This window comes from Streptomyces griseus subsp. griseus, from assembly GCF_000720255.1.
Taxonomy (GTDB): Bacteria; Actinomycetota; Actinomycetes; order Streptomycetales; family Streptomycetaceae; genus Streptomyces; species Streptomyces griseus_I.
The window spans coordinates 1-23,072 of the sequence record NZ_JOJE01000012.1; the positions used below are offsets into that span (position 1 = coordinate 1).

19 protein-coding genes are annotated in these 23,072 nt (G+C 70.6%); 10 read left to right on the plus strand and 9 right to left on the minus strand.

Annotated elements, in window-relative coordinates:
• Positions 1–158 precede the first annotated feature (158 nt).
• From IG99_RS18060 to IG99_RS18080, 5 genes are read right to left on the minus strand one after another with little or no spacing between them, the layout of a single operon-like run.
• Positions 159–1,469 carry a DUF58 domain-containing protein gene (locus IG99_RS18060; RefSeq protein ID WP_037675234.1) on the minus strand — a complete coding sequence of 437 codons (1,311 nt, stop codon included), beginning with the start codon at positions 1,467–1,469 and terminating at the stop codon, positions 159–161.
• Positions 1,469–2,458: an AAA family ATPase gene (locus IG99_RS18065; protein ID WP_107055955.1), complete on the minus strand. Its 990-nt coding sequence runs from the start codon at positions 2,456–2,458 to the stop codon at positions 1,469–1,471. The genes IG99_RS18060 and IG99_RS18065 overlap by 1 nt, the downstream gene beginning before the upstream one ends.
• Positions 2,458–3,654 carry a DUF4350 domain-containing protein gene (locus IG99_RS18070; protein ID WP_037675237.1) on the minus strand — a complete coding sequence of 399 codons (1,197 nt, stop codon included), beginning with the start codon at positions 3,652–3,654 and terminating at the stop codon, positions 2,458–2,460. Before IG99_RS18070 ends, IG99_RS18065 begins: the two co-directional genes overlap by 1 nt.
• Entirely contained in the window at positions 3,651–4,433 is a 783-nt protein-coding gene (locus IG99_RS18075; RefSeq protein WP_037675238.1) for a DUF4129 domain-containing protein, read from the minus strand. The genes IG99_RS18070 and IG99_RS18075 overlap by 4 nt, the downstream gene beginning before the upstream one ends.
• 4 nt (positions 4,434–4,437) lie before the next feature.
• Positions 4,438–5,829: a glycerophosphoryl diester phosphodiesterase membrane domain-containing protein gene (locus tag IG99_RS18080; RefSeq protein WP_037675240.1), complete on the minus strand. Its 1,392-nt coding sequence runs from the start codon at positions 5,827–5,829 to the stop codon at positions 4,438–4,440.
• A 140-nt stretch (positions 5,830–5,969) separates the two neighbouring features.
• On the opposite strand from IG99_RS18080, the gene mtnA reads away from it, so the two are divergent.
• From mtnA to IG99_RS18115, 7 genes are all read left to right on the plus strand, one after another.
• Complete coding sequence (mtnA, locus tag IG99_RS18085; RefSeq protein WP_037675241.1) at positions 5,970–7,112, plus strand: S-methyl-5-thioribose-1-phosphate isomerase; 1,143 nt, start codon at positions 5,970–5,972, stop codon at positions 7,110–7,112.
• A 148-nt stretch (positions 7,113–7,260) separates the two neighbouring features.
• Entirely contained in the window at positions 7,261–7,950 is a 690-nt protein-coding gene (gene mtrA, locus IG99_RS18090) for a two-component system response regulator MtrA (protein ID WP_187283109.1), read from the plus strand.
• 1 nt (position 7,951) lies between these two features.
• The gene (gene mtrB, locus IG99_RS18095) at positions 7,952–10,033 is read left to right on the plus strand and encodes an MtrAB system histidine kinase MtrB (RefSeq protein ID WP_037675246.1); all 2,082 of its coding nucleotides are present in this window, start codon (positions 7,952–7,954) and stop codon (positions 10,031–10,033) included.
• Entirely contained in the window at positions 10,023–11,855 is a 1,833-nt protein-coding gene (locus IG99_RS18100; RefSeq protein WP_037675248.1) for an LpqB family beta-propeller domain-containing protein, read from the plus strand. Before mtrB ends, IG99_RS18100 begins: the two co-directional genes overlap by 11 nt.
• 165 nt (positions 11,856–12,020) lie before the next feature.
• Positions 12,021–12,965, plus strand: coding sequence for a ComF family protein (locus IG99_RS18105; protein ID WP_037675249.1), 945 nt, complete (start codon positions 12,021–12,023; stop codon positions 12,963–12,965).
• Positions 12,966–13,279: 314 nt separating this feature from the next.
• Positions 13,280–13,972 (plus strand): ribosome hibernation-promoting factor, HPF/YfiA family, encoded by a 693-nt coding sequence (gene hpf, locus IG99_RS18110; protein ID WP_037675250.1) that lies wholly within the window; start codon positions 13,280–13,282, stop codon positions 13,970–13,972.
• Positions 13,973–14,173: 201 nt separating this feature from the next.
• Entirely contained in the window at positions 14,174–14,920 is a 747-nt protein-coding gene (locus IG99_RS18115) for a response regulator (RefSeq protein WP_037675252.1), read from the plus strand.
• An 18-nt stretch (positions 14,921–14,938) separates the two neighbouring features.
• On the opposite strand, the gene IG99_RS18120 is transcribed toward IG99_RS18115, so the two are convergent.
• Both IG99_RS18120 and IG99_RS18125 read right to left on the minus strand, forming a co-directional pair.
• Positions 14,939–16,111, minus strand: coding sequence for a winged helix-turn-helix domain-containing protein (locus tag IG99_RS18120; RefSeq protein WP_037675254.1), 1,173 nt, complete (start codon positions 16,109–16,111; stop codon positions 14,939–14,941).
• Between the two features lie 59 nt (positions 16,112–16,170).
• On the minus strand, positions 16,171–16,743 hold the full coding sequence (locus IG99_RS18125; protein WP_037675255.1) for a GNAT family N-acetyltransferase: 573 nt from the start codon (positions 16,741–16,743) through the stop codon (positions 16,171–16,173).
• Between the two features lie 243 nt (positions 16,744–16,986).
• On the opposite strand from IG99_RS18125, the gene secA reads away from it, so the two are divergent.
• Positions 16,987–19,800 carry a preprotein translocase subunit SecA gene (secA, locus tag IG99_RS18130; protein WP_037675258.1) on the plus strand — a complete coding sequence of 938 codons (2,814 nt, stop codon included), beginning with the start codon at positions 16,987–16,989 and terminating at the stop codon, positions 19,798–19,800.
• Positions 19,801–19,899: 99 nt separating this feature from the next.
• Here secA and IG99_RS18135 read toward each other — a convergent pair whose 3' ends face one another.
• Positions 19,900–20,613: an Rv3235 family protein gene (locus IG99_RS18135; protein WP_037675259.1), complete on the minus strand. Its 714-nt coding sequence runs from the start codon at positions 20,611–20,613 to the stop codon at positions 19,900–19,902.
• A gap of 317 nt (positions 20,614–20,930) precedes the next feature.
• On the opposite strand from IG99_RS18135, the gene IG99_RS18140 reads away from it, so the two are divergent.
• Together IG99_RS18140 and IG99_RS18145 are read left to right on the plus strand one after the other, a co-directional pair.
• Complete coding sequence (locus tag IG99_RS18140) at positions 20,931–21,446, plus strand: DUF6912 family protein (RefSeq protein ID WP_037675261.1); 516 nt, start codon at positions 20,931–20,933, stop codon at positions 21,444–21,446.
• A gap of 137 nt (positions 21,447–21,583) precedes the next feature.
• Positions 21,584–22,249 carry an HAD family hydrolase gene (locus IG99_RS18145; protein ID WP_037675263.1) on the plus strand — a complete coding sequence of 222 codons (666 nt, stop codon included), beginning with the start codon at positions 21,584–21,586 and terminating at the stop codon, positions 22,247–22,249.
• 50 nt (positions 22,250–22,299) lie between these two features.
• On the opposite strand, the gene IG99_RS18150 is transcribed toward IG99_RS18145, so the two are convergent.
• Positions 22,300–22,866, minus strand: a complete 567-nt coding sequence (locus IG99_RS18150; RefSeq protein ID WP_037675265.1) for a DJ-1/PfpI family protein — start codon at positions 22,864–22,866, stop codon at positions 22,300–22,302.
• Positions 22,867–23,072 lie beyond the last annotated feature (206 nt).

Consider the following 23,072-nt stretch of genomic DNA (forward strand, 5'->3'; position numbering starts at 1 on the left):
CGATGGTACTGCAGGGGGGACCCTGTGGGAGAGTAGGACGCCGCCGAACAATTTTTGGGAAAACCCCCGCACCTCACGGTGCGGGGGTTTTCTGCGTTTCAAGGTATTTTCCCCGGGGGCATTTCAGCACGGCAAGGACGGATTCCCCCGTCCTCATTTCACAGCCGTCCCCCCGCCTTCAGTGCCAGGTACGCATCCGCAAGCGCCGGCGCCAGTTCCTCCGGCGTCGCGTCCACGACCGTGACTCCATGGCGACGGAGTTGTTCGGCCGTGCGGTGGCGTTCGGTCTGGGCCTGGGCCGCGGCCGCGGCCTCGTACACCGCGTCCGCATTGCCGCGGGTCTTCGCCATGCGGGCGATGTGGGGATCTGCCACCGAGGCCACCAGGACGGTGTGGCGCTGGGTGAGCTGAGGGAGTACGGGGAGCAGTCCTTCCTCCACGGGGGCTGCGTCGAGCGTCGAGAGGAGCACGATCAGGGACCGGCGGGGCGCCGTCCGCAGGGCGGTGGCCGTGAGACCGCGCGCGTCCGTCTCGACGAGTTCGGGCTCGAGAGTAGCCATGGCGTTGACGAGGGACGGGAGGACGTCGCCGGCGGCCCGGCCCTGGACCAGGGCGCGTACCCGGCGGTCATAAGCGAGCAGGTCGACCCGGTCGCCGGCCCGGGACGCCAGGGCGGCGAGGAGGAGGGCCGCGTCCATGGAGGCGTCCAGGCGTGGGGCGTCGCCGACTCGGCCCGCGGACGTGCGGCCCGTGTCGAGGACCAGGAGGATGTGGCGGTCGCGTTCGGGGCGCCAGGTGCGTACGGCGACCGTGGACTGTCGGGCCGTGGCACGCCAGTCGATGGAGCGGGTGTCGTCGCCGGGGACGTACTCGCGCAGGCTGTCGAATTCGGTGCCTTCGCCGCGGGTGAGCACGCTGGTGCGGCCATCGAGCTCGCGCAGGCGGGCGAGCTTCGAGGGCAGGTGCTTGCGGCTGGTGAACGGGGGCAGGACGCGTACCGACCAGGGGACCCTGTGGGTTCCTTGGCGGGTGAAGAGGCCGAGCGGGCCGTAGGAGCGGATCGTCACGCGGTCGGCCTGGCGGTCGCCGCGGCGGGTCGGCCGCAGGCGAGTGGTGACGCGGCGGCGTTCGCCGGGGGGCACCGTCAGGGTGTGGCGGGACGCTGTTGTTTCCGTGCCGGGCTGCCAGGTGCTGGGGGGCCAGGCGTCGCGGAGCTGAGCTCGCAGGGGGCGGCGGGTCGGGTTGGTGACCGTGAGGGTGACGTCGGCGGTTTCGCCCAGGCGTACGGACGCGTCGCCGGAGCGGGTGAGGCCCAGGCGCCGTACGGGTGCGGCGAGCGCGAAGTCGCAGGCGCAGGCGACGGCCAGCGGTGCGTTGACCGCGAGAATGCCGGTCCAGCTGGGTTCCCAGATGCCGACGGGGAGGGAGCCGAGGGCCGCGATGAGCGCGGTGCGTCCGGTGAGTGCCATCAGCGGGGGACGGGGACGTGGGCGAGGACGGCGTTGATGACGGAGTCCGCGGTCACGCCTTCCATCTCGGCCTCCGCGCGGAGTTGTACGCGATGACGGAGGGTGGGGAGGGCGAGGGCCTTGACGTCGTCGGGGATGACGTAGTCCCGGCCGGTGAGCCATGCCCATGCGCGGGAGGTGGCCAGAAGGGCGGTGGCGCCGCGCGGGGAGACGCCGAGGCTGAGGGACGGGGACTCGCGGGTGGCGCGGCAGATGTCCACGACGTAGGCGGTGATCTCCGGTGAGACTGTGGTCTTGGCGACGGCGGCGCGGGCGGCTTCCAGTTGGGCCGGGCTGGCCACGGGGCGTACGCCGGCGGCGTGCAGGTCGCGTGGGTCGAAGCCCGCCGCGTGCCGGGTGAGGACGTCGATCTCGTCCTGGCGGGAGGGGAGCGGGATCGTGAGCTTGAGGAGAAAACGGTCCAGCTGAGCTTCCGGGAGGGGGTATGTGCCCTCGTACTCCACGGGGTTCTGGGTTGCGACGACGAGGAAGGGGTCGGGGAGGGGGCGGGGGGTTCCGTCGACCGTGACCTGGCGTTCCTCCATGGCTTCCAGGAGGGACGACTGGGTCTTGGGGGGTGTGCGGTTGATCTCGTCGGCGAGGAGGAGGTTGGTGAAGACCGGGCCGGGCTGGAAGGAGAACTCCGCGGTGCGGGCGTCGTAGACCAGGGAGCCGGTGATGTCGCTCGGCATCAGGTCGGGGGTGAACTGGACGCGCTTGGTGTCGACTTCGAGTGCGGATGCGAGGGCCCGGACGAGCAACGTTTTGGCCACTCCGGGGACTCCTTCAAGGAGAACGTGTCCGCGGCAGAGGAGGGCGACGACGAGGCCGGTCACGGCGGGGTCCTGGCCGACCACGGCCTTGGCGATCTCGGCGCGCAGGGCCTCCAGGGAGGCGCGGGCGCTGCTCGGGTCCCCGGCAGGCCCGGCGTTGTCAGTGGTCGGGGCCATCATGGACGGCGTACCTCTCTTTCGAGGGCGTCGAGTTGGTCGGTGAGTGCGGTGAGGGCCGCGTCGTCGCTGGGGGGCGGGCCGAAGAGGAGGGAATGCAGGGACTGTCCGTCGCCCTGGAGGTGTGCGGACAGGGCGGGGAGGAGGACTTCGGGCGTGTGTGCCTGGGTGACGGGGACGCCTACGAGGGGGGCGAGCCGGGTGCGGGTGGTGGAGCGAAGAGCGGTGGCCGCGCGGTCGCGGGCGTTGGCCTTGCGGTAGAGGCGGGCGCGGCCTTCGACGGCCTCGGAGGCGCGGATCGCGACGGGGAGTTTTTCGGGCACGAGGGGGCCGAGTCGGCGTGCCCGCCAGAGGGCGGCGAGGGCTGCGGCGAAGAAGAGTTGCAGGGTGCCCCAGAGCCAGCCGGAGGGGAGCAGGTCGAAGAAGCCGCGCTCGTCGTCTGGTTCGGCGGCCGAGGTGTCGGAGAGTGAGGGGAGGTACCAGACCAGATGAGGGCGGGAGCCGAGGAGTTGGAGGGCGAGCGAGGCGTTGCCCTGTTCGTCGAGTCGGTCGTTGAAGAGGATGTCGGGCGCGCCGAGGGCGATGGTGTCGCCGCCCTTGATCTTGTTTGGGACGCGGACCAGGGTGGCGAGGCGAGCGCTGGGGTAGCACTTCTCGGCATCGAGGTGGGTGGTGGTGTAGCGGAGGCCGCCGGTGTCGGCGGTGCCGGCGCGCTGGGCGGCGGGCAGGTCGCAATGGGGGGAGAGTGCCGAGTCGAGGCTGGTGGCGGGGTCCGCGATGACGCCGGGAGCGAGCCGTTCGACGGATGGGCTGCCGGCGGCGACGAGGACGGTGCGGCCGCCGGAGTTGGCCGTTGCCGAGTGCAGCCGTTTCTGTTGACGGGGTGTCAGCAGGTCGGGGACGGCGACGAGCAGGGTGGTCTCGGGGCCGACCGCGGCGCGTGCCTCTTCGAGTGTGCTGACCACGCGTGTGTGCACCCCCCGTTCGGCGAGGAGCTCGGCGACGGCTCGGCTGCCGTGGGGGTCGACGGAGCCCGGGTCGAGGGAGCCGTGGCGGGTGTCGGAGCGGATCACGGCGATCACGACCGCCGCCGCGAGAAGGAGGACGAGGGCCAGGGCTATGCCTCGCGCGCGGGTCCACACATGGCGGGCGGTGGGCGAGACCGAGGTGGACGGGAGCGTGGCCTCGGTGGTCATCCGGCGTCCCCCCGGCGGGCGTTGTGGACCTTACTGGGGGTACTGCTCGCCAGCTGTGGTCTGGTGCGTTCCAGGTCTAGGTCGAGTTCGGCGATGCGGTGGTACGACGGCTCGTTGGTGCTGCGGCCGCCGTATGTGACGTCGTCGAACTCGTGGGCGGCGGCGCGGAGCCGGTCGGTGTGGGCGGGCAGGGCGCGGCCGGCCTCCGCGGCCGCTTCGTCGGCGGTGCGGCCGGGGCGGATGTCGAGGAGGGCGCGTTCTTCGAGGGAGCGGACGATGGCTCGCATGCGTTCCTGGACGGCCTGGTTCCAGTGGCCCTGGGCGGCGTGTGCTTCGGCGGCGGCCCGGTGTTCGGCGGCGCTGCGGGGGCGGTCGTCGAACAGGGCGGGGGCGGAGGTGGGTTGGCGGCGGGGGGTGCCGAGTCGCCACCACAGGGCGCCGAGGACCGCGAGGACGGCAAGGATGATGACGACGAGGCCGACGGTTCCGCCGGGTGTCGCTCCTGAGGCGGCGTTGAACAGTTTGTCGACCCAGTCCCAGAAGGCGTTGAGGGCGCGTTGGAGCAGGCTGGGGTCGTTCTCGTGGTACATGCGCTTGGACAGCTCGCGTCGAGCTGCTTCCCGCGCGGGGCCGCGCGGGATGGTCAGCGGCGGCTCGTCGTCGGAGGCCGCCGAGGTGAGCGCGGCTGTGTTGCCGACGCGCAGCAGGGACCGTACGGATGTCTCGGCGGCGCGTGGCAGCGCAGGCAGTGTGGTGAGAACTCCCCCCGCCAGGCTCACTCCATCAACTCCTCGGAGTGGTGCCGGGGGTGGTGGGGCCGTAGGACTGGACACCGGCGGCGCGGGCCAGTTCGAGGTCGAGGGCCTCGCGGCGGATGCGCTGGTCGATGTAGAGGAGCACGGCGACGCCTGCCGAGAGCGGGAAGGTGATCATGGAGCCGATCACCGAGCCGATGCCGCTGATGACGAGGAAGGTCCAGCCGAGGCCGGTACCGCCGGTGTTGATGAAGCCGCTGAGGCCGGAGTCGCTCATGGCGGCGCCGAGGAAGGTGAAGGGGAGGACGATGATCGCCGCGAGGATGTAGGCGATGACCATGGCGAGCAGCTCGATGCCGAAGATGCGCCACCAGGAGCCGCGGACCAGCTTCGCGGAACGGCTCATCGACTTCCCGATGCCCTGCTTCTCCAGCATCAGCGCGGGCGAGGCCAGCGAGAAGCGGACTACCAGCCACAGGACGACGACGGCGGAGCCGAGGGTGCCCAGGACCATGAGTGCGGCACCGGCCTCGCTGCTGCCGACGACGCTCACGAGAATGCCGGGCGCCACTCCGGCGAGGCCGGTGGCGAGGGCGATGAGGACCAGCGAGAAGATCAGGCCGAACAGCCTCGGCAGGCGGGGGCGGGCGTCACGCCAGGCCTCGCCGATGGTGACCGGTTTGCCGAGTACAGCGCGGCTCGTGACTGTCGTGAGCAGGGCGGTCGCGGTGATGGTGCCGATCAGGGTGACCACGAAGAGGACGGCGGAACTCAGCATGGCGTCGCCCATGGCGCTGGTCAGTTCGCTGAGGGTCGCGCTCGGGTCGTTGAGGGCTTCGGTGTCGACGCGGTTGTCGAGGACCAGGCCCCGGAGCAGTACGACGAGGACCTGGGTGACGACGGCGACGGTCAGCGAGATGCCCAGCACCGTGCGCCAGTGGGTGCGCATGGTGGAGACGGCGCCGTCGAGGATCTCGCCGACGCCGAGGGGGCGGAGCGGGATGACGCCGGGCTTGGCCGCGGGGGGAGGGCCGCCCCAGCCGGGGCCCCAGCCGACGTAGCCGCCGGGGCCGGGGGCGCCGTAACCACCGGGGCCGGGGGCGCCGTAGCCGCCGCCGTAGCCGGCGCCAGGGCCCGTGGGGGGCTGGTGGCCCCAGGCGGGTCCGGGAGGAGGCGGTGGGGGAGCCTGGCCGGGGCTCGGCGGGCCGGTCGGGGCGGACCACTGGCTGGGGGGCGGTTGCTGCGTCGACCACTTCGCGCCCGGGTGCTGCTGACCGGTGTCCTGTTGGGTGCTGCCCTGCTCGTCGGTGGGCCGGGTGGTGCCGGGGCGGTCGGCGGGTTCGGCAGGGCCGGACGCGCCGGGTTCCTGCCCGCCGGACGGGGCGGATCCGGGCGAGGCCCAGCCCGGAGTGTCGTTCATCGTCGCTCCTTCACGGTGCCCGTCCGCGGTCGCGGCGGCAGGTTGGCAGCCATCGTGCCATGGGGTGGTCGTGGGGGGACCGGCCGAGGTAGGGGCTGCGCACCTTCAATTGTCCGCCGGATAACGGGCAGACTGACCGCATGGCTGATCAGTACGCGCAATCCGGTGAGGGTACGAAGTCGACCGAGATACCGGCGATCCGCTGGGAGGAGCCGCCCGAGGGGCCCGTCGTGGTCCTCCTCGACCAGACCAGGCTGCCGGCCGAGGAGGTCGATCTGGTCTGTACGGACGCGTCGGCCCTGGTGGAGGCGATCCGTTCGCTCGCCGTGCGCGGGGCCCCGCTGCTCGGTATCGCGGGGGCGTACGGTGTCGCGCTCGCCGCCGCGCGGGGTTTCGACGTCGAGGAGGCCGCGGCCGCGCTCGTGGGTGCCCGGCCCACCGCGGTGAATCTCTCCGTCGGTGTGCGCAGGGCGCAGGCGGCGTACGAGGCCGAGATCGTCGGCAGTGGGGATCCGGGGCAGGCCGCGGTGGCCGCGCTGGCCGCGGCGCGGGCGCTGCACCGGGAGGACGCCGAGGCCAGCGCCCGGATGGCGCAGCACGGGCTGAGGCTGCTGGACGAGTTGGTGCCCGGTGGCGGGCAGCGGATCCTCACGCACTGCAACACCGGAGCGCTGGTTTCGGGTGGTGAGGGGACGGCGTTCGCGGTGGCGCTCGCTGCGCACCGGGCAGGGCGGTTGCGACGGCTGTGGGTGGACGAGACGCGTCCGTTGCTTCAGGGGGCTCGTCTCACGGCGTACGAGGCGGCTCGCAGTGGGATGGCGTACACGCTGCTCACGGACAACGCGGCGGGTTCGCTGTTCGCGGCGGGGGAGGTGGACGCGGTTCTGATCGGTGCGGACCGCATCGCGGCCGACGGTTCGGTGGCGAACAAGGTGGGGAGCTATCCGCTCGCGGTGCTCGCGCGGTACCACCATGTGCCGTTCATCGTGGTGGCGCCGGTGACGACGGTAGACCTGGACACCGCGGACGGGGCGTCGATCGAGGTCGAGCAGCGCCCCGGTTTCGAGGTGACGGAGGTCACATCGCCTCTGGCGCAGGCTGCGGTCGCGGGCGGTGGGATTGCGGTGGCCCCGCTGGGGACGCAGGCGTACAACCCGGCGTTCGATGTGACGCCGCCGGAGCTGGTGACGGCCATCGTGACCGAGGAAGGCGCGGTTTCGCCGGTGACCGCCGAGGCCTTGGCGGCGCTGTGCGCGCGGTCACCTCAGGTGACGACGGGCTGATCGAGGAGGACGGGCCCCTTCCTCGCGGGATGCGCGGGGAAGGGGGCGTAAGGATCACGCCCGGGCAGACAGTGACGGCCCCATACGACTATCGTCACAGGCCAGTGACCCTTCTCACCAGCGCCCCGGTCACTGTTACGAGAATGGGATGATGTCGTTTATGAAGGGACGAGTCCTTGTCGTCGACGACGACACCGCACTGGCCGAGATGCTCGGCATTGTGCTGCGTGGTGAGGGTTTTGAGCCGTCTTTCGTAGCCGATGGAGACAAGGCGCTGGCCGCTTTCCGGGAGGCGAAGCCGGATCTGGTGCTGCTGGATCTGATGCTGCCCGGGCGGGACGGCATCGAGGTGTGCCGTCTGATCAGGGCGGAGTCGGGTGTGCCGATCGTGATGCTGACGGCGAAGAGTGACACCGTCGACGTCGTGGTGGGCCTGGAGTCGGGTGCCGACGACTACATCGTGAAGCCGTTCAAGCCGAAGGAGCTGGTCGCCCGTATCCGGGCGCGGCTGCGGAGGTCGGAGGAGCCCGCGCCGGAGCAGCTCGCCATCGGGGACCTGGTCATCGACGTGGCGGGTCACTCCGTCAAGCGGGACGGGCAGTCGATCGCGCTGACACCGCTCGAGTTCGATCTGCTGGTCGCGCTCGCGCGCAAGCCGTGGCAGGTGTTCACGCGTGAGGTGCTGCTCGAGCAGGTGTGGGGCTACCGGCACGCCGCGGACACCCGTCTGGTGAACGTGCATGTGCAGCGGCTGCGCTCCAAGGTCGAGAAGGACCCCGAGCGGCCCGAGATCGTGGTGACCGTCCGTGGTGTCGGATACAAGGCAGGGCCGAGCTGACATGTCAGGGGACAGTGCCGCTTCGGCCCCCGGCCGGTCCGGGGCCCGCCCGGAGCGGCCTGTCGGACGGAAGACCGCGGGTTCACGCTGGGGACGGTTCCTGGAGGGCGGGCTGCTGCAGGGTGGAGTCCAGGGCAGCCCGGTCCTCCGCCTCTTCCTGCGCTGGGTGCGTCGGCCGCTGCTGCCCGTCATGCGGCTGTGGCGGCGCAACATCCAGCTCAAGGTCGTCGTCACGACGCTGCTGATGTCGCTTGGCGTCGTACTCCTGCTGGGCTTCGTCGTCATCGGGCAGGTCCGCAACGGGCTGCTGGACGCCAAGGTGAAGGCATCGCAGAGCCAGGCCACCGGCGGGTTCGCGGTGGCCAAGCAGAAGGCCGACGAGGCCGCCGCCGGTACCGACGGCGAGTCCTCCACGGTGGACGGGCGGCCAGCGCAAAATGTCAGCGAGTGGATGAGCAACCTCGTGTCGTCGCTCTCCAGCGGTGGTCAGGGCGCCTTCGACGTGGTGACCCTGCCCGCGGGTGACGACAGCGGCGGCAGTCGCGGGCCGCGCGCGTCCGGTTTCGTGGACCCCAACAAGAGCGTGCCGGAGAACCTGCGCGAGCGGATCAACGACAACACCTCGGCCGCCCAGAGCTACACGCGGATCATCTACAGCAACAGCAAGGAATCCCAGCCGGCGCTGGTCATCGGCAAGCAGGTCAACGACCCGAACGCCGACCCGTACGAGCTGTACTACCTCTTCCCGCTCACGCAGGAGGAGAAGTCGCTCAGCCTGGTCAAGGGCACGCTGGCGACGGCCGGACTCTTCGTGGTCGTCCTGCTGGGGGCGATCGCCTGGCTCGTGGTGCGCCAGGTCGTCACGCCGGTGCGGATGGCCGCGGGGATCGCCGAACGGCTGTCCGCGGGCCGTCTGCAGGAACGGATGAAGGTCACCGGCGAGGACGACATCGCGCGGCTCGGCGAGGCCTTCAACAAGATGGCGCAGAACCTTCAACTGAAGATCAGCCAGCTGGAGGATCTCTCGCGGATGCAGCGACGGTTCGTCTCCGACGTCTCCCACGAGCTGCGGACACCGCTGACGACGGTGCGCATGGCGGCCGACGTCATCCACGACGCGAGTGAGAACTTCGACCCGGTGACCGCGCGGTCGGCGGAGTTGCTCGCCGACCAGGTCGACCGGTTCGAGTCGCTGCTCTCGGACCTGCTGGAGATCAGCCGCTTCGACGCGGGCGCCGCGGCGCTGGAGGCCGAGCCGATAGACCTCAGGGAGGTCGTCCGCAAGGTCGTCAGCGGAGCCGAGCCGCTCGCCGAGCGCAAGGGGACGACGATACGCGTGCTGGGTGACCAGCAGCCCGTGGTCGCCGAGGCCGACGCCCGGCGCGTGGAGCGGGTGCTGCGCAACCTCGTCGTCAACGCCGTGGAGCACGGTGAGGGCAGGGACGTCGTCGTCAAGCTCGCCGCGGCGGGCGGGGCGGTCGCGGTCGCCGTGCGCGACTACGGCGTCGGGCTCAAGCCCGGCGAGGCCACCCGGGTCTTCAGCCGCTTCTGGCGGGCCGACCCGGCACGCGCGCGTACCACCGGTGGTACGGGCCTCGGGTTGTCGATCGCGCTGGAGGACGCGCGGCTGCACGGCGGGTGGCTGCAGGCCTGGGGTGAGCCGGGCGGCGGCTCGCAGTTCCGGCTGACGCTGCCGCGGACCGCGGACGAGCCGCTGCGGGGCTCGCCGATACCGCTGGAGCCCAAGGACTCACGCCGTAACCGTGGGCTCAACGACGCGGGACTGCCGCGCGGGGGCGGGGAGAAGTCGGCCACCGTTCCGGCGCAGCCGACGGGTGACAAGGCATCGCCGATCACCTCCCGCGATCCGATCGCGCCGCGGCTGGCCACCGTGACACCCACGGCGGACCCGACGGCGCTGCCCGGCAACGGCGCGCGCGTGGTGCCGCGGCCCGGCGGCGGCGGGCGACGGCAGGACGACGACAGGCCCGCCGCTGACACGGGGCGTGGCGGGAACCAGGGCCGCCCCGACGAGTCGTCGGCGGATTCGGACCAGCATGGGGAGGCATTTCGTGGGCGCTGACCGCGAGGGGGGCTCCCGGCGCAGGCCGGGGCGCGCGGTGGCGTACGCCGCCTGCGGGGTCGTACTGCTGGCCGGGTGTGCCTCGATGCCCGACAGCGGGGATCTGCGGGATGTCGAGTCCACGCCGCGGCAGGACACGCAGCTGCGCGTGTTCGCCATGCCGCCGTCGAAGGACGCGCCTCCGTCGCAAATAGTGCAGGGCTTCCTCGAGGCGCTGACCAGTGACGATCCGAACTACTCGACCGCCCGCCAGTACCTGACCGGGCAGGCCGCGAAGACATGGCGGCCGGAGCAGTCGACCACGGTGCTCGCGGACGGGCCGGGCACGGAGGCCGACCGGTCGGGGAGCCGGGAGGACGGCTCCGACTTCTCGTTCACGCTGACCGGCACCAAGGTGGCCGCGGTCGACGCGCAGCAGTCGTACGCGCCCGCCTCCGGCCCCTACAACCAGCCGGTGCACCTCACGAAGGACAAGAAGAACCGGCAGTGGCGCATCGACGCCCTGCCTCAGGGCGTCGTCATGGGCAAGTCGGACTTCCAGCGGAACTACATGTCCGTGAACAAGTACTACTTCGCCTCGAACACCACGGCCGCGGCCGGCACGCAGCCGACGGCGGTCGCCGATCCGGTGTTCGTACGGCGTCGGGTCGATCCCGTGACGCAGGCGGTGGTCTCCCTGCTCAAGGGACCCACCACCTGGCTCAGGCACGTCGTCCGGTCGAGCTTCCCCACGGGTACGCAACTGAAGAAGGGCGTCACCTCGCTGACGCCCGACGACCAGAGCAAGCTGACCGTGCCGTTGAACGACAAGGCGGCCCGGATCGGCGAGCGAAAGTGCAACGAGATGGCGGCCCAGCTGCTGTACACGCTGCAGAACCTCACGCCCGCCGTGGACGAGGTCGCGCTGCGGGCGGGCGGCAGGCAGCTGTGTGCCCTCCCCGAGGAGCAGGCCGCGACCGCCGCCGCGCGCGGGTCGACCCAACACCCGGCGTATCTGTACTTCCTCGACGGCGAGCACCGGTTCGTGCGGATCGCGACCGACAGCAGCGGCACGAAGGCCCAACGGGTGCCTGGCCCGCTGGGCGAGGGTGACCGGGCGCTGCGCTCGGTGGCGGTGTCGCGGGACGAGCAGACCGCGGCCGGCGTCGGGCTCGACGGCAAGGCGCTCTACGTCGGTTCGATCGCGCCGGGTGGTTCGGCCGAGGAACCGGTGCTGCGCAGCGACGGCAGGACCGAGGCCGACCGGTTGACGGCGCCCAGCTATGACGCGCAGGGCGATCTGTGGGTGGCCGACCGGGACCCGCAGCACCAGCGGCTGCTGGTGCTGCGGCAGGGCGCCGGTGAGCCGCTGACGGTACGGACGCCGGGGCTGGATGGGCGCATCAAGGCCGTGCGGCTGGCCGCGGACGGCGTGCGGATCGCGCTCGTCGTGGAGAAGGGCGACAAGCAGTCCCTGCTGATCGGGCGGATCGATCGTGACGAGACGGACGCGGAGCGGCAGGTGATCTCGGTCCTGGGACTGAGGTCCGCGGCACCGGAGTTGGAGGAGGTCACGACCATGTCGTGGGCCGGTGACAGCCGGCTCGTGGTGGTCGGGCAGGAGCAGGGGGGCGTGCAGCAGATGCGGTACGTCCAGGTCGACGGCTCCACCCCCGAAGGGCCGCCGCCCGCCGCCCTGACCGGGGTGCGGGAGATCGCCGCGTCCGACGACGACCAGGCGCCGCTCGTGGCGTACTCGCTGGACGGGATCGTGCGGCTGCCGACCGGAGAGCAGTGGCAGAAGATGGTCAAGGAAGGTTCGGCGCCGGTCTATCCCGGCTGAGTGCCGAGGAGGCGGCCGCTTCCGTCCGGGATTTCGGACGGGGCGGCCGTTTTCTGTTCGCTGCACTCGTGTGGGTGAGCGCCTGGTGGGAAATGCGTGGAGTTTTCCACAGGGGGTTTTCCACAGGGGTGGCCGGTCGGTGCGGGCGTTGGCACAGTGGTGGGCATGCGGGGGTTGTGGCAGGACCTCACCGACCTGGTGCTGCCGGCCGAGTGCGGAGGCTGCGGAAGGCCTCGCACGGTGCTCTGCCCGGAGTGCCGTGCCGCCCTGAGCGGGGCCGTACCGCGCCGGGTGCGACCGGTGCCGGAACCGTCCGGGATGCCGGTCGTACACGCGGCGGCCGGGTACGGGGACGCGGTGCGGGCCGTGCTGCTGGCCCACAAGGAACGAGGCGCGCTGGCACTCGCGGGGCCGCTCGGCGCGGCGCTGGCGGGAGCGGTGCGGGCCGGGCTCGTGGAGGCCGGGGAGTGGTCGGCGCAGGGGCCGGTCGACCGGTCGGGTGACCGCGGTGAGGGGGTGTTGCTTGTTCCCGTTCCGTCGGCGCGTGCGGTGGTGCGGGCTCGGGGACAGGATGCCGCGCGGCGGATCGCGCTGGCGGCGGCGGGCGAACTGCGGCGCGCCGGGGTGCCGGCCCGGATGCTGGCCGTGCTGCGGCAGGGTCGGCCCGTGGTCGACCAGTCGGGGCTCAACTCGCGGCAGCGGCTGGACAATCTCGTGGGCGCGCTGGCCGTGGTGCCCGGCGGGGACCGGTTGCTGCGGGGCGGCCGGGTGGTGCTCGTCGACGACTTGATGACGACGGGGGCGTCGCTGACGGAGGCGGCGCGGGCCGTGCGGGCGGCGACGGCGAGGCGCGGAACTGAGGAAAGGCCGCGGTCGAGCGCGTATGGACGGGAGGCGGAGCCGGTGTCGGACGGTGTTGATGTGGTGAGGGCTGTGTATGCGGGGGCGGCCTGGGAAAGCAGAAGGGAACGGATGCCACAAGCCGCGGAAGGGAGCAGGGGCCGGGCGGGTGCCGAGCCAGGAATGGCAGGGGTGAACGGCGGTGGTGATGTGATCCGTGCGGCCGTGGTCGCGGCCATGTCAAACTCGTTCGAAATGAACCGGAACTGACTGCGAACTTGCATCGTTGCAGGTAATAAGAAGACCAATTCACCTGAACGGAGGTACGCCGCAGTAGAGGGTGACGACATCCGTCCGGGCGAGATATGTTCGGTTGAGAGGGAAAGCCGCAGGCCACACCTCTCCTATCCGAATGCCGTGCTGGGGTTTTTCCGTAATCACTCACAGCACCTGGGATGGAGATCTTGCCCATGGGGGAGGAGGTGGACGTCACCGAGTCCTGAGGTTCCGGGGATCACCGGAACCTGGTGCAAAAGGGAGACGCTCCGTCAACGAAGCGGAGCGATCCGGGAACGGAGTTCTGCGTGGACATCGTCGTCAAGGGCCGCAAGACCGAGGTGCCCGAGCGGTTCCGCAAGCACGTGGCCGAGAAGCTGAAGCTGGAGAAGATCCAGAGGCTCGATGCCAAGGTGATCAGCCTCGACGTCGAGGTGTCCAAGGAGCCGAACCCCCGACAGGCCGACCGCTGTGACCGAGTGGAGATCACGCTCCGCTCCCGCGGTCCGGTGATCCGGGCGGAGGCCGCGGCCAGCGATCCCTATGCGGCACTCGACCTGGCGGCGGAGAAACTGGACGCCCGACTGCGCAAGCAGCACGACAAGCGCTACACGCGCCGGGGGGCACGCCGGCTCACGGCGGCAGAGGTCGCCGACCACGTTCCGGGAGTGGCGACGCTCAACGGCAACGGCCACCCCGTCCCGGCGGAAGAGACGGAAAGTGTGCCGACGAAGAAGATCGGCTCGCTCGAGGTGCAGGGCGACGGACCCCTCGTGGTGCGCGAGAAGACCCACGTCGCCGCGCCGATGACCCTCGACCAGGCTCTCTACGAGATGGAGCTGGTCGGGCACGACTTCTACCTCTTCGTCGACTCCGAGACGAAGGAACCCGCGGTCGTCTACCGGCGACACGCGTACGACTACGGCGTGATCCACCTCAGGACGGACACGATGGTCACCCACGCGCATTCACCCGAGGCGGGCGGCGCACTGGGCGGCTGACCTTCCTGGTGACGGCTGAGACGGTGCCCCTGGAGCGCGTGTGCGCCCCCAGGGGCACCCGTGTGCGCCCGGTACGCGCACCACTTGTCACCGTGTTGTCGTCCGGGCATGGAATCATGGCCGCAACGACTCAACGGGTTGGTCGTTGCCTTGGGTTGGCGATGGCACAGCACCACGGCCACAGCCTCAGGGGGAGGAACGATGGCGGACAGCTTCGGACCGATGCATGACGGAGGTGCCGACAACGGCGTCGACGGCACGGGCCCGGACGAGGGCACTCCACGCAAGGAGCCGATCAGAGTCCTTGTGGTGGACGACCACGCCTTGTTCCGCCGAGGACTGGAGATCGTGCTCGCCGCCGAGGAGGACATCCAGGTCGTCGGGGAGGCGGGCGACGGCGCCGAGGCCGTCGACAAGGCCGCCGACCTGCTGCCCGACATCATCCTGATGGACGTACGGATGCCCAAGCGCGGCGGCATCGAGGCCTGCACCTCCATCAAGGAGGTGGCTCCCAGCGCGAAGATCATCATGCTGACGATCAGCGACGAGGAAGCCGACCTCTACGACGCGATCAAGGCCGGTGCGACCGGTTATCTCCTCAAGGAGATCTCCACGGACGAGGTCGCCACGGCGATCCGCGCGGTGGCCGACGGGCAGTCGCAGATCAGCCCCTCCATGGCGTCGAAGCTGCTCACCGAGTTCAAGTCGATGATCCAGCGGACGGACGAGCGCCGGCTGGTGCCCGCGCCGCGACTGACGGACCGTGAGCTGGAGGTCCTCAAGCTCGTGGCCACCGGGATGAACAACAGGGACATCGCCAAGGAGTTGTTCATCTCCGAGAACACCGTGAAGAACCATGTGCGCAACATCCTGGAGAAGCTGCAGCTGCACTCCAGGATGGAGGCGGTGGTCTACGCGATGCGGGAGAAGATCCTCGAGATCCGGTGAGACGCCGGGGCCTGAGGCTCAGCCGAATATCCGGGTGAGCTCTCGGGTGAGCGGTTCGCGCAGCTCCGGGGCGTCCACGCGTTCCACGCGTACGTCCGTGCAGTCCACCCAGCCCGCCGCCTCGACCAGGGCCTGCGCCACCGCCGGGACCGCCTTCGAGCCGTCCAGGGTGATCTGCTTGGCGACCAGGGTGCGGCCCTCGCGGGCCGGGTCCACACGGCCGACGAGGTGGCCGCCGGCGAGGACCGGCATCGCGAAATAGCCGTGCACGCGCTTGGGCTTGGGGACGTAGGCCTCCAGTCGGTGGGTGAAGCCGAAGATGCGTTCCGTGCGGGCGCGTTCCCAGATCAGCGAGTCGAACGGGGACAGCAGCGTGGTGCGGTGGCGGCCGCGTGCGGGCGTCTCCAGGGCCGCCGGGTCGGCCCAGGCCGGCTTGCCCCAGCCGTCGACGGTGACCGGGACCAGGCCGGAGTCGGCGATCACCTGGTCGACCTGGTCGCCCTTGAGGCGGTGGTAGTCGGCGATGTCCGCGCGGGTGCCGACGCCGAGGGACTGGCCGGCGAGGAGGACCAGCCGGCGCAGGCACTCGGTGTCGTCCAGTTCGTCGTGCAGCAGGTGCTCGGGGACGGCACGCTCGGCGAGGTCGTAGACGCGCTTCCAGCCGCGGCGTTCCACGCAGACCACTTCGCCGTACATCAGGGCCCGTTCGACGGCGACCTTGGTGCCCGACCAGTCCCACCACTCGCTGGTCCTCTTCGCGCCGCCCAACTCGGTGGCGGTGAGGGGGCCTTCGGAGCGGAGCTGCTTGATGACCTGGTCGTAGACGCCGTCGGGGAGGTCGTGGTTCCACTGCGGGCGGCCGCGGTAGGCGCGGCGGCGGAAGGCGAAGTGGGGCCACTCCTCGATGGGCAGGATGCAGGCGGCGTGGGACCAGTACTCGAAGGCGTGCGTGTCCGTCCAGTAGGCGTCCTCGACTGTTCTGCGGCCCACCGCGCCCAGGCGGGCGTACGGGATGAGTTCGTGGGAGCGGGCGAGGACGGAGATGGTGTCGAGCTGGACCGCGCCCAGGTGACGGAGGATGCCGCGGACGCCGGTGCGGCGGTCGGGTGCGCCGAGGAAGCCCTGGGCTCGTAGGGCGATGCGGCGGGCCTCGTCTGCGGAGAGGGTGGTCGTGGGGCGCGGGGTCGTCATGGGTCGCACGATAGGGGGTGGGTCTGACAGCGGGGGTGGGTCGCGCGGCCCGGCTCAGGTCACCGGCCGTGGGCCGGCAGGTAGGGCGACGTCGAGGGGAGGCTCAGGTCCGAGGGGAGCAGGGAGGCCACCCAGCAGTCTCGGCGGATGCCCTGGTTGTTGATGGCGGAGCGGAGGGTGCCTTCGACGGTGAAGCCGGAGTGTTCGGCCACCGCGCGGGAGGCGGTGTTGCCCACTTCCGCGCGCCACTCGACGCGGTCGACGGCCAGGTGGGTGAAAGCCCAGCGGCAGGCGGCGAGTGTGGCCTCGGTGGTGTAGCCGTTGCCGCGGTGCTCCTTGGCCGTCCAGAAGCCGATCTCGGCGGTGCCCAGCGAGCGCATGGTGAGGCCGAGCATGCCCGTCAGCTGCCCTTCGGGGAGGAAGACGCCGAACGTGAACATGGAGCAGTCGGCCCAGCCGTCGGGGACGAGCTGCTCCGTGAAGCTCTCGGCGTGCTCACGGTGGTACGGGGAGGGAATGGTGGTCCACCGCTGGATGTCGGGGTCCTGGGCCGCGGCGTACACGGCGTCGGTGTCCTGCGGGCCGACCGTGCGCAGGACGAGACGGTCGGTGGTGAGCGTCACGGGTTCCATCGGTCGATTCTGCTCGGGAGCGCGCCACGCCCGCCATCCCTTTGCGGTGCGTGAGCGCGTGATCACATTTCGCGCAATTCGTCGGCGGTACGCGGCACCATCCGCGGGCCCCGGCCGTTGTGCCCCTTGAAGCGGATGTGCGGGCCTCCCGACGCGGTGGGGTCCTCGCATACGATGGCCGTTGCTCAGTAAGTCGAATGAATCCGACCGTCCCAGGCCCGACCGGCAAGGAGACCAACCCCCGTGTCCGTCCTCTCGAAGATCATGCGTGCAGGCGAAGGCAAGATCCTGCGCAAGCTGCACCGCATCGCGGACCAGGTCAACTCCATCGAAGAGGACTTCGTCGACCTCTCCGACGCCGAGCTGCGGGCCCTCACCGATGAGTACAAGCAGCGGTACGCCGACGGTGAGAGCCTCGACGACCTGCTTCCCGAGGCGTTCGCCACGGTGCGTGAGGCGGCCAAGCGCGTCCTGGGCCAGCGGCACTACGACGTTCAGATGATGGGCGGCGCCGCCCTGCACATGGGCTACGTGGCCGAGATGAAGACCGGTGAGGGCAAGACCCTGGTCGGCACGCTGCCGGCGTATCTGAACGCTCTCTCCGGAGACGGCGTCCACCTCATCACGGTCAACGACTACCTGGCCGAGCGCGACTCCGAGATGATGGGCCGCGTCCACAAGTTCCTCGGCCTCACCGTCGGCTGCATCCTCGCCAACATGACGCCGGCCCAGCGCCGCGAGCAGTACAACTGCGACATCACCTACGGCACGAACAACGAGTTCGGCTTCGACTACCTGCGCGACAACATGGCGTGGTCCAAGGACGAACTCGTCCAGCGCGGCCACAACTTCGCCATCGTCGACGAGGTCGACTCCATCCTCGTCGACGAGGCCCGTACACCGCTGATCATCTCGGGCCCGGCCGACCAGGCGACCAAATGGTACGGCGACTTCGCCAAGCTGGTCACGCGCCTGAAGAAGGGCGAGGCGGGCAACCCCCTCAAGGGCCTCGAGGAGACCGGCGACTACGACGTCGACGAGAAGAAGCGCACGGTCGCCATCCACGAGGCCGGTGTCAGCAAGGTCGAGGACTGGCTGGGCATCGACAACCTCTACGAGTCGGTGAACACCCCGCTCGTTGGCTACCTGAACAACGCCATCAAGGCCAAGGAACTCTTCAAGAAGGACAAGGACTACGTCGTCATCGACGGCGAGGTCATGATCGTCGACGAGCACACCGGCCGTATCCTCGCCGGCCGCCGCTACAACGAGGGCATGCACCAGGCGATCGAGGCGAAGGAAGGGGTGGACATCAAGGACGAGAACCAGACGCTCGCCACGATCACCCTGCAGAACTTCTTCCGCCTCTACGGCAAGCTCTCCGGCATGACCGGTACGGCGATGACCGAGGCCGCCGAGTTCCACCAGATCTACAAGCTCGGCGTGGTCCCGATCCCGACGAACAAGCCGATGGTCCGCAAGGACCAGTCGGACCTGATCTACCGCACCGAGGTCGCGAAGTTCGAGGCGGTCGTCGACGACATCGCCGAGAAGCACGAGAAGGGCCAGCCGATCCTCGTCGGTACGACGTCGGTCGAGAAGTCCGAGTACCTCTCGCAGCAGCTCAGCAAGCGCGGCATCCAGCACGAGGTGCTGAACGCCAAGCACCACGAGCGTGAGGCGTCGATCGTCGCCCAGGCCGGCCGCAAGGGCGCGGTGACCGTGGCCACCAACATGGCCGGCCGTGGTACGGACATCAAGCTCGGCGGCAACCCCGACGACCTCGCCGAGGCGGAGCTGCGTCAGCGCGGCCTCGACCCCGAGGAGCACATCGAGGAGTGGGCCCACGCGCTGCCCGCCGCGCTGGAGAAGGCCGAGAAGGCAGTCAGGGCGGAGTTCGAGGAGGTCAAGGACCTCGGGGGGCTCTACGTCCTCGGCACCGAGCGGCACGAGTCGCGCCGTATCGACAACCAGCTGCGCGGTCGTTCCGGCCGTCAGGGCGACCCCGGCGAGTCCCGCTTCTACCTGTCCCTCGGTGACGACCTGATGCGTCTGTTCAAGGCGCAGATGGTCGAGCGCGTGATGTCGATGGCGAACGTCCCGGACGATGTGCCGATCGAGAACAAGATGGTCACGCGTGCGATCGCGTCCGCCCAGTCGCAGGTCGAGCAGCAGAACTTCGAGACCCGCAAGAACGTCCTCAAATACGACGAGGTCCTCAACCGTCAGCGTGAGGTCATCTACGGCGAGCGGCGCCGCGTCCTGGAGGGTGAGGACCTGCAGGAGCAGGTTCACCACTTCATGGACGACACGATCGACGCGTATGTCACCGCAGAGACCGCCGAGGGCTTCGCCGAGGAGTGGGACCTGGACCGGCTGTGGGGCGCCTTCAAGCAGCTCTACCCGGTGCGGGTCACCGTCGAGGAGCTGGAGGACGCGGCCGGCGACCGCGCCGGGCTGACCGCCGAGTTCATCGGCGAGTCCATCAAGGACGACATCCGCGAGCAGTACGAGGCGCGTGAGGCGCAGCTCGGCTCCGAGATCATGCGTGAGCTGGAGCGCCGGGTCGTGCTGTCGGTCCTGGACCGGAAGTGGCGCGAGCACCTCTACGAGATGGACTACCTCCAGGAGGGCATCGGCCTGCGCGCGATGGCGCAGAAGGACCCGCTGGTCGAGTACCAGCGCGAGGGCTTCGACATGTTCTCCGCGATGATGGACGGCATCAAGGAGGAGTCGGTCGGCTACCTGTTCAACCTGGAGGTCCAGGTCGAGCAGCAGGTCGAGGAGGTTCCGGTCGAGGACGCCAAGCCGGCGGTCGAGGGCGCGAAGGACGTGGTTCCGGCGCAGGCGGGTTCCCGCCCCGAGATCCGGGCGAAGGGGCTCGACGCGCCGCAGCGGCGGGACCTGCACTTCTCGGCGCCGACCGTGGACGGTGAGGGCGGGGTCGTCGAGGGCGACTTCGCCGACGACGAGGAGCCGGTGCGCTCGGAGGCCGACGGCCTCACGCGCGCGGAGCGGCGCAAGCAGGCCAAGGGCGGGCGTCGCCGCAAGAAGTGAGGGTGCGGCCGCAGTGCCGTAGCCAGTGCCGTAGCTGTTGAAGGGCCGGGTCACCTGAGGGTGCCCGGCCCTTCGGTGTCAGCCGTCAGCCGTCAGCCGTCAGTCTTCGTCCGGGCAGGGCCTGCGTGGGCCGCCCAGTTCCACCGCGGTGCAGCGCCAGCGGCGGTCCTGGCCCAGTTCCAGGCGGAAGGCCATGGCACGCAGCCGGTCGCCGGCGCCGATGCGGGCGAAGGCCTCGATGGCGCCGGGCCGGGGCATGTCGTAGCCGATGTCGCGGATGACGGGGCGGGCGCCCCGGGTGGTGCGCAGGGGGCCCTGCTCTGCGAGCCAGGCCAGTTCGTCGTAGGCGCGGCCGGCGGTGTGGCCGAGCATGAAGTGGACGGGGCGCCGGCCGCTGAGGACCGCGAGGAGGCGGTCGGCGAAGACGTCGGTGGGCCGGAGTCGAGGGACGGGCCGCCGGGACGCCTGAGCGGGAACGCGCGGCTCGGCAGCGAGGGCGTCGGCAGCGGTGACGGCGATGGCCCCGGCGGCGTTCACGGCCCTTCTGGCGGTCGTCGAGCCGCGGCCCGGACCGGACGTCGGGCGGGTGTCCGCGGGGCGGGCGCTCGTGCGGTTGGCCCCCTTCGAGGGGCCGGACGGGCGTCCCCCGCCGGATGCAGTGCGGGTCCTGCCGCCACCGGGGGTGCGGGGCGGGGCGGCGGACGGGGCTGGACGGCTCGAGCCGACGCCCGGTGGGCCCGAGGGCAAAGTCTCGGGGCTGTGGGTGTCGGAGCGGGGAGCCATGCGTAGTGCCCTGGTCATGACCTTGTTCATGGGGGATCCCGTTCGGCCGGCCCGGAACATACCGGGCAGTAACTTGCTGGTGGGGATCTTGTACGGGGCCGGGCGGGGCGGAGGCAAGGAAGCGGGGACGCGGTGTGGGCGCCCGCGAAATTCACCTATCAGGGTGGTCGTGATGCGCGAAAGCCGTGGTGGCGGGGGCGGGCAGGGTGAGTTGTGGGGCGTGGGGTGGACGCGTGCGGGGCTCGGGGCAGGGACTCGAAAGGGGACGGCCGCACGTATCCTGAAGGCCCTTCCCAGGGTCCACAAGCGGAGTTCTCGACCAGCCCCCGACCACGAAAGCGGCAGCCATGCGCGTCTACGTCCCCCTGACCCTTCCCGGTCTCGCCGAGGCGTACAAGACGGGTGAGCTGGGGGCCGGGCCACTCGTCGCGTACGCCGTCACGCCGGCGCTGCGCGAGTGGTACCTCTCCGACGACCTGGAGGAACTGGAGTACGCGGCGCTGAACCGGGCCGCGCTGGCCTCGCTGCGGCTGCTCGCGACGGACCCGGGCGCGGCCCGGAAGCGGGTCGTGGTCGCCGTCGACGTACCCGACCGCGCGGCGACGGCCGACCCCGACCGGGCGCTCGACCCGGCCGCGCTCGGCGAGGTGCGGGTCGCCGGGGCCGTGCCGCTGGCGAAGGCGGCCGCCGTGCACGTCGACGCGGGGGACGCGGAAGCGGACGTGGCCGCGGCGGCGCGGGCGCTGGAGGCGGCGGACCGCGGTGACGACGACGCTCAGTTCGTCGTGGACGGAGCCGAGGACCACGAGCTCCTCTGGTACGCGACGCAGGAGATCCCCAACCTGGTGGGGCTCGGGGACTGAACGCGGCGCACTGTGCACCGGCGTGCCCCGCCGAGCCCCGGTGGATGCGCCCCGGTGAACCCCGGGTGTCGCAGCTCGCACCCACCCCGTGACGTTCCGTCCTCGTGATTGTCAGTGGCGGCGGGTACGTTTTTGGCATGGGGAAGCACGGAGCCGCACACATTGTCTGGGACTGGAACGGAACGCTGTTCCACGACAACGAGGCGATCATCGGGGCGACGAACGCGGCGTTCGCCGAGTTGGGCATCGGATCCATCACCCTGGAGCAGTACCGGGCGCTGTACTGCGTACCGGTGCCGAAGTTCTACGAGCGGCTGATGGGGCGGCTGCCGACCGACACCGAGTGGGAGGTCATGGACGAGATCTTCCACCGGTACTACGCCGAGCACCGGGTGTCGTGCGCGCTGACGCGGGGCGCGGTCGAACTGCTCACCGGGTGGCGGTCGTCCGGCCGGAGCCAGTCGATTCTGAGCATGTACACGCACGACGAGCTGGTCCCGTTGGTGCGGGGGTTCGGGATCGAGCAGCACTTCATACGCGTCGACGGGCGCGTCGGGCCGTCCGGGGGCAGCAAGGCCGAGCACATGGTGCGCCACCTCGGCTCCCTCACGGGGATCGAGGCGAGACGCACCGTGGTGATCGGGGATGCCGCCGACGACGCGATCGCCGCGCGGCACGTGGGAGCGCGGGCCGTGTTGTACACCGGCGGTTCGCACGGCCGGGCCAGCCTCGAGGAGGTGGGCGTCCCCGTCGTGGACACCCTGGAGGAAGCGGTGGCGGAGGCCGAGCGACTGGCGGCGTGAGCGCCACCGCGGACGTGCCTCGCCGCCGCTCGCCCGGGTCCGGTGAACCCTCAGCTCACCGGTGCCTTGGCCCGAAGCACCTTCAGGAACTCGCGCATCCAGGTCGGGTGGTCCGGCCAGGCGCGGGAGGAGACGAGGGTGCCGTCGACGACCGCCTCGGCGTCCTGGAACGTGGCGCCGGCGGTCTGCATGTCGAGTTCGAGCGCGGGGTACGCCGTGACGCGGCGCCCGCTGAGGCTGTCGATGGCGGCGGTGAGGAGGGGACCGTGGCAGATCTGGGCGACCGGCTTGTCCGCGTCGAAGAAGGACTTGAGGAGCTTACGGAGCTCGGGGTCGTTGCGGAGGTACTCGGGGGCGCGGCCCCCGGGGACGACGACGGCCACGTACTGACCGGGGTCCACCTCGGCGAAGGCGAGGTCGGCGGGCCAGGTGTAGCCGGGTTTCTCGGTGTAGGTGTCGAAGCCGGGTTCGAAGTCGTGGACGACGAACTGGAGCTTCTTGCGGGTGGGGGCTGCGATGTGCACCTCGTAGCCCTCTTCGCGGAGGCGCTGGTAGGGGTACAGGACTTCCAGGGACTCCGCCGCGTCGCCGGTGACGATGAGGATTTTCGCTGTCATGTCGGTGCGCTCCCCTCAGGTCACTCTCAGGGTGCCCCGGCGCGGACGCCGGCGTCGAGTTCTGCCGCCCCCTGCACGAGGACACCGGCTGCGCCTCTGTGCAGAACGTCAAACTTCCACCCCCGGTTTTGTACACATACGGCTCATGACGTGGCCCCCGTGGGGAGCGATAGCCTTGGTGGCGTGATCAGCGCGATAGCTCGCGG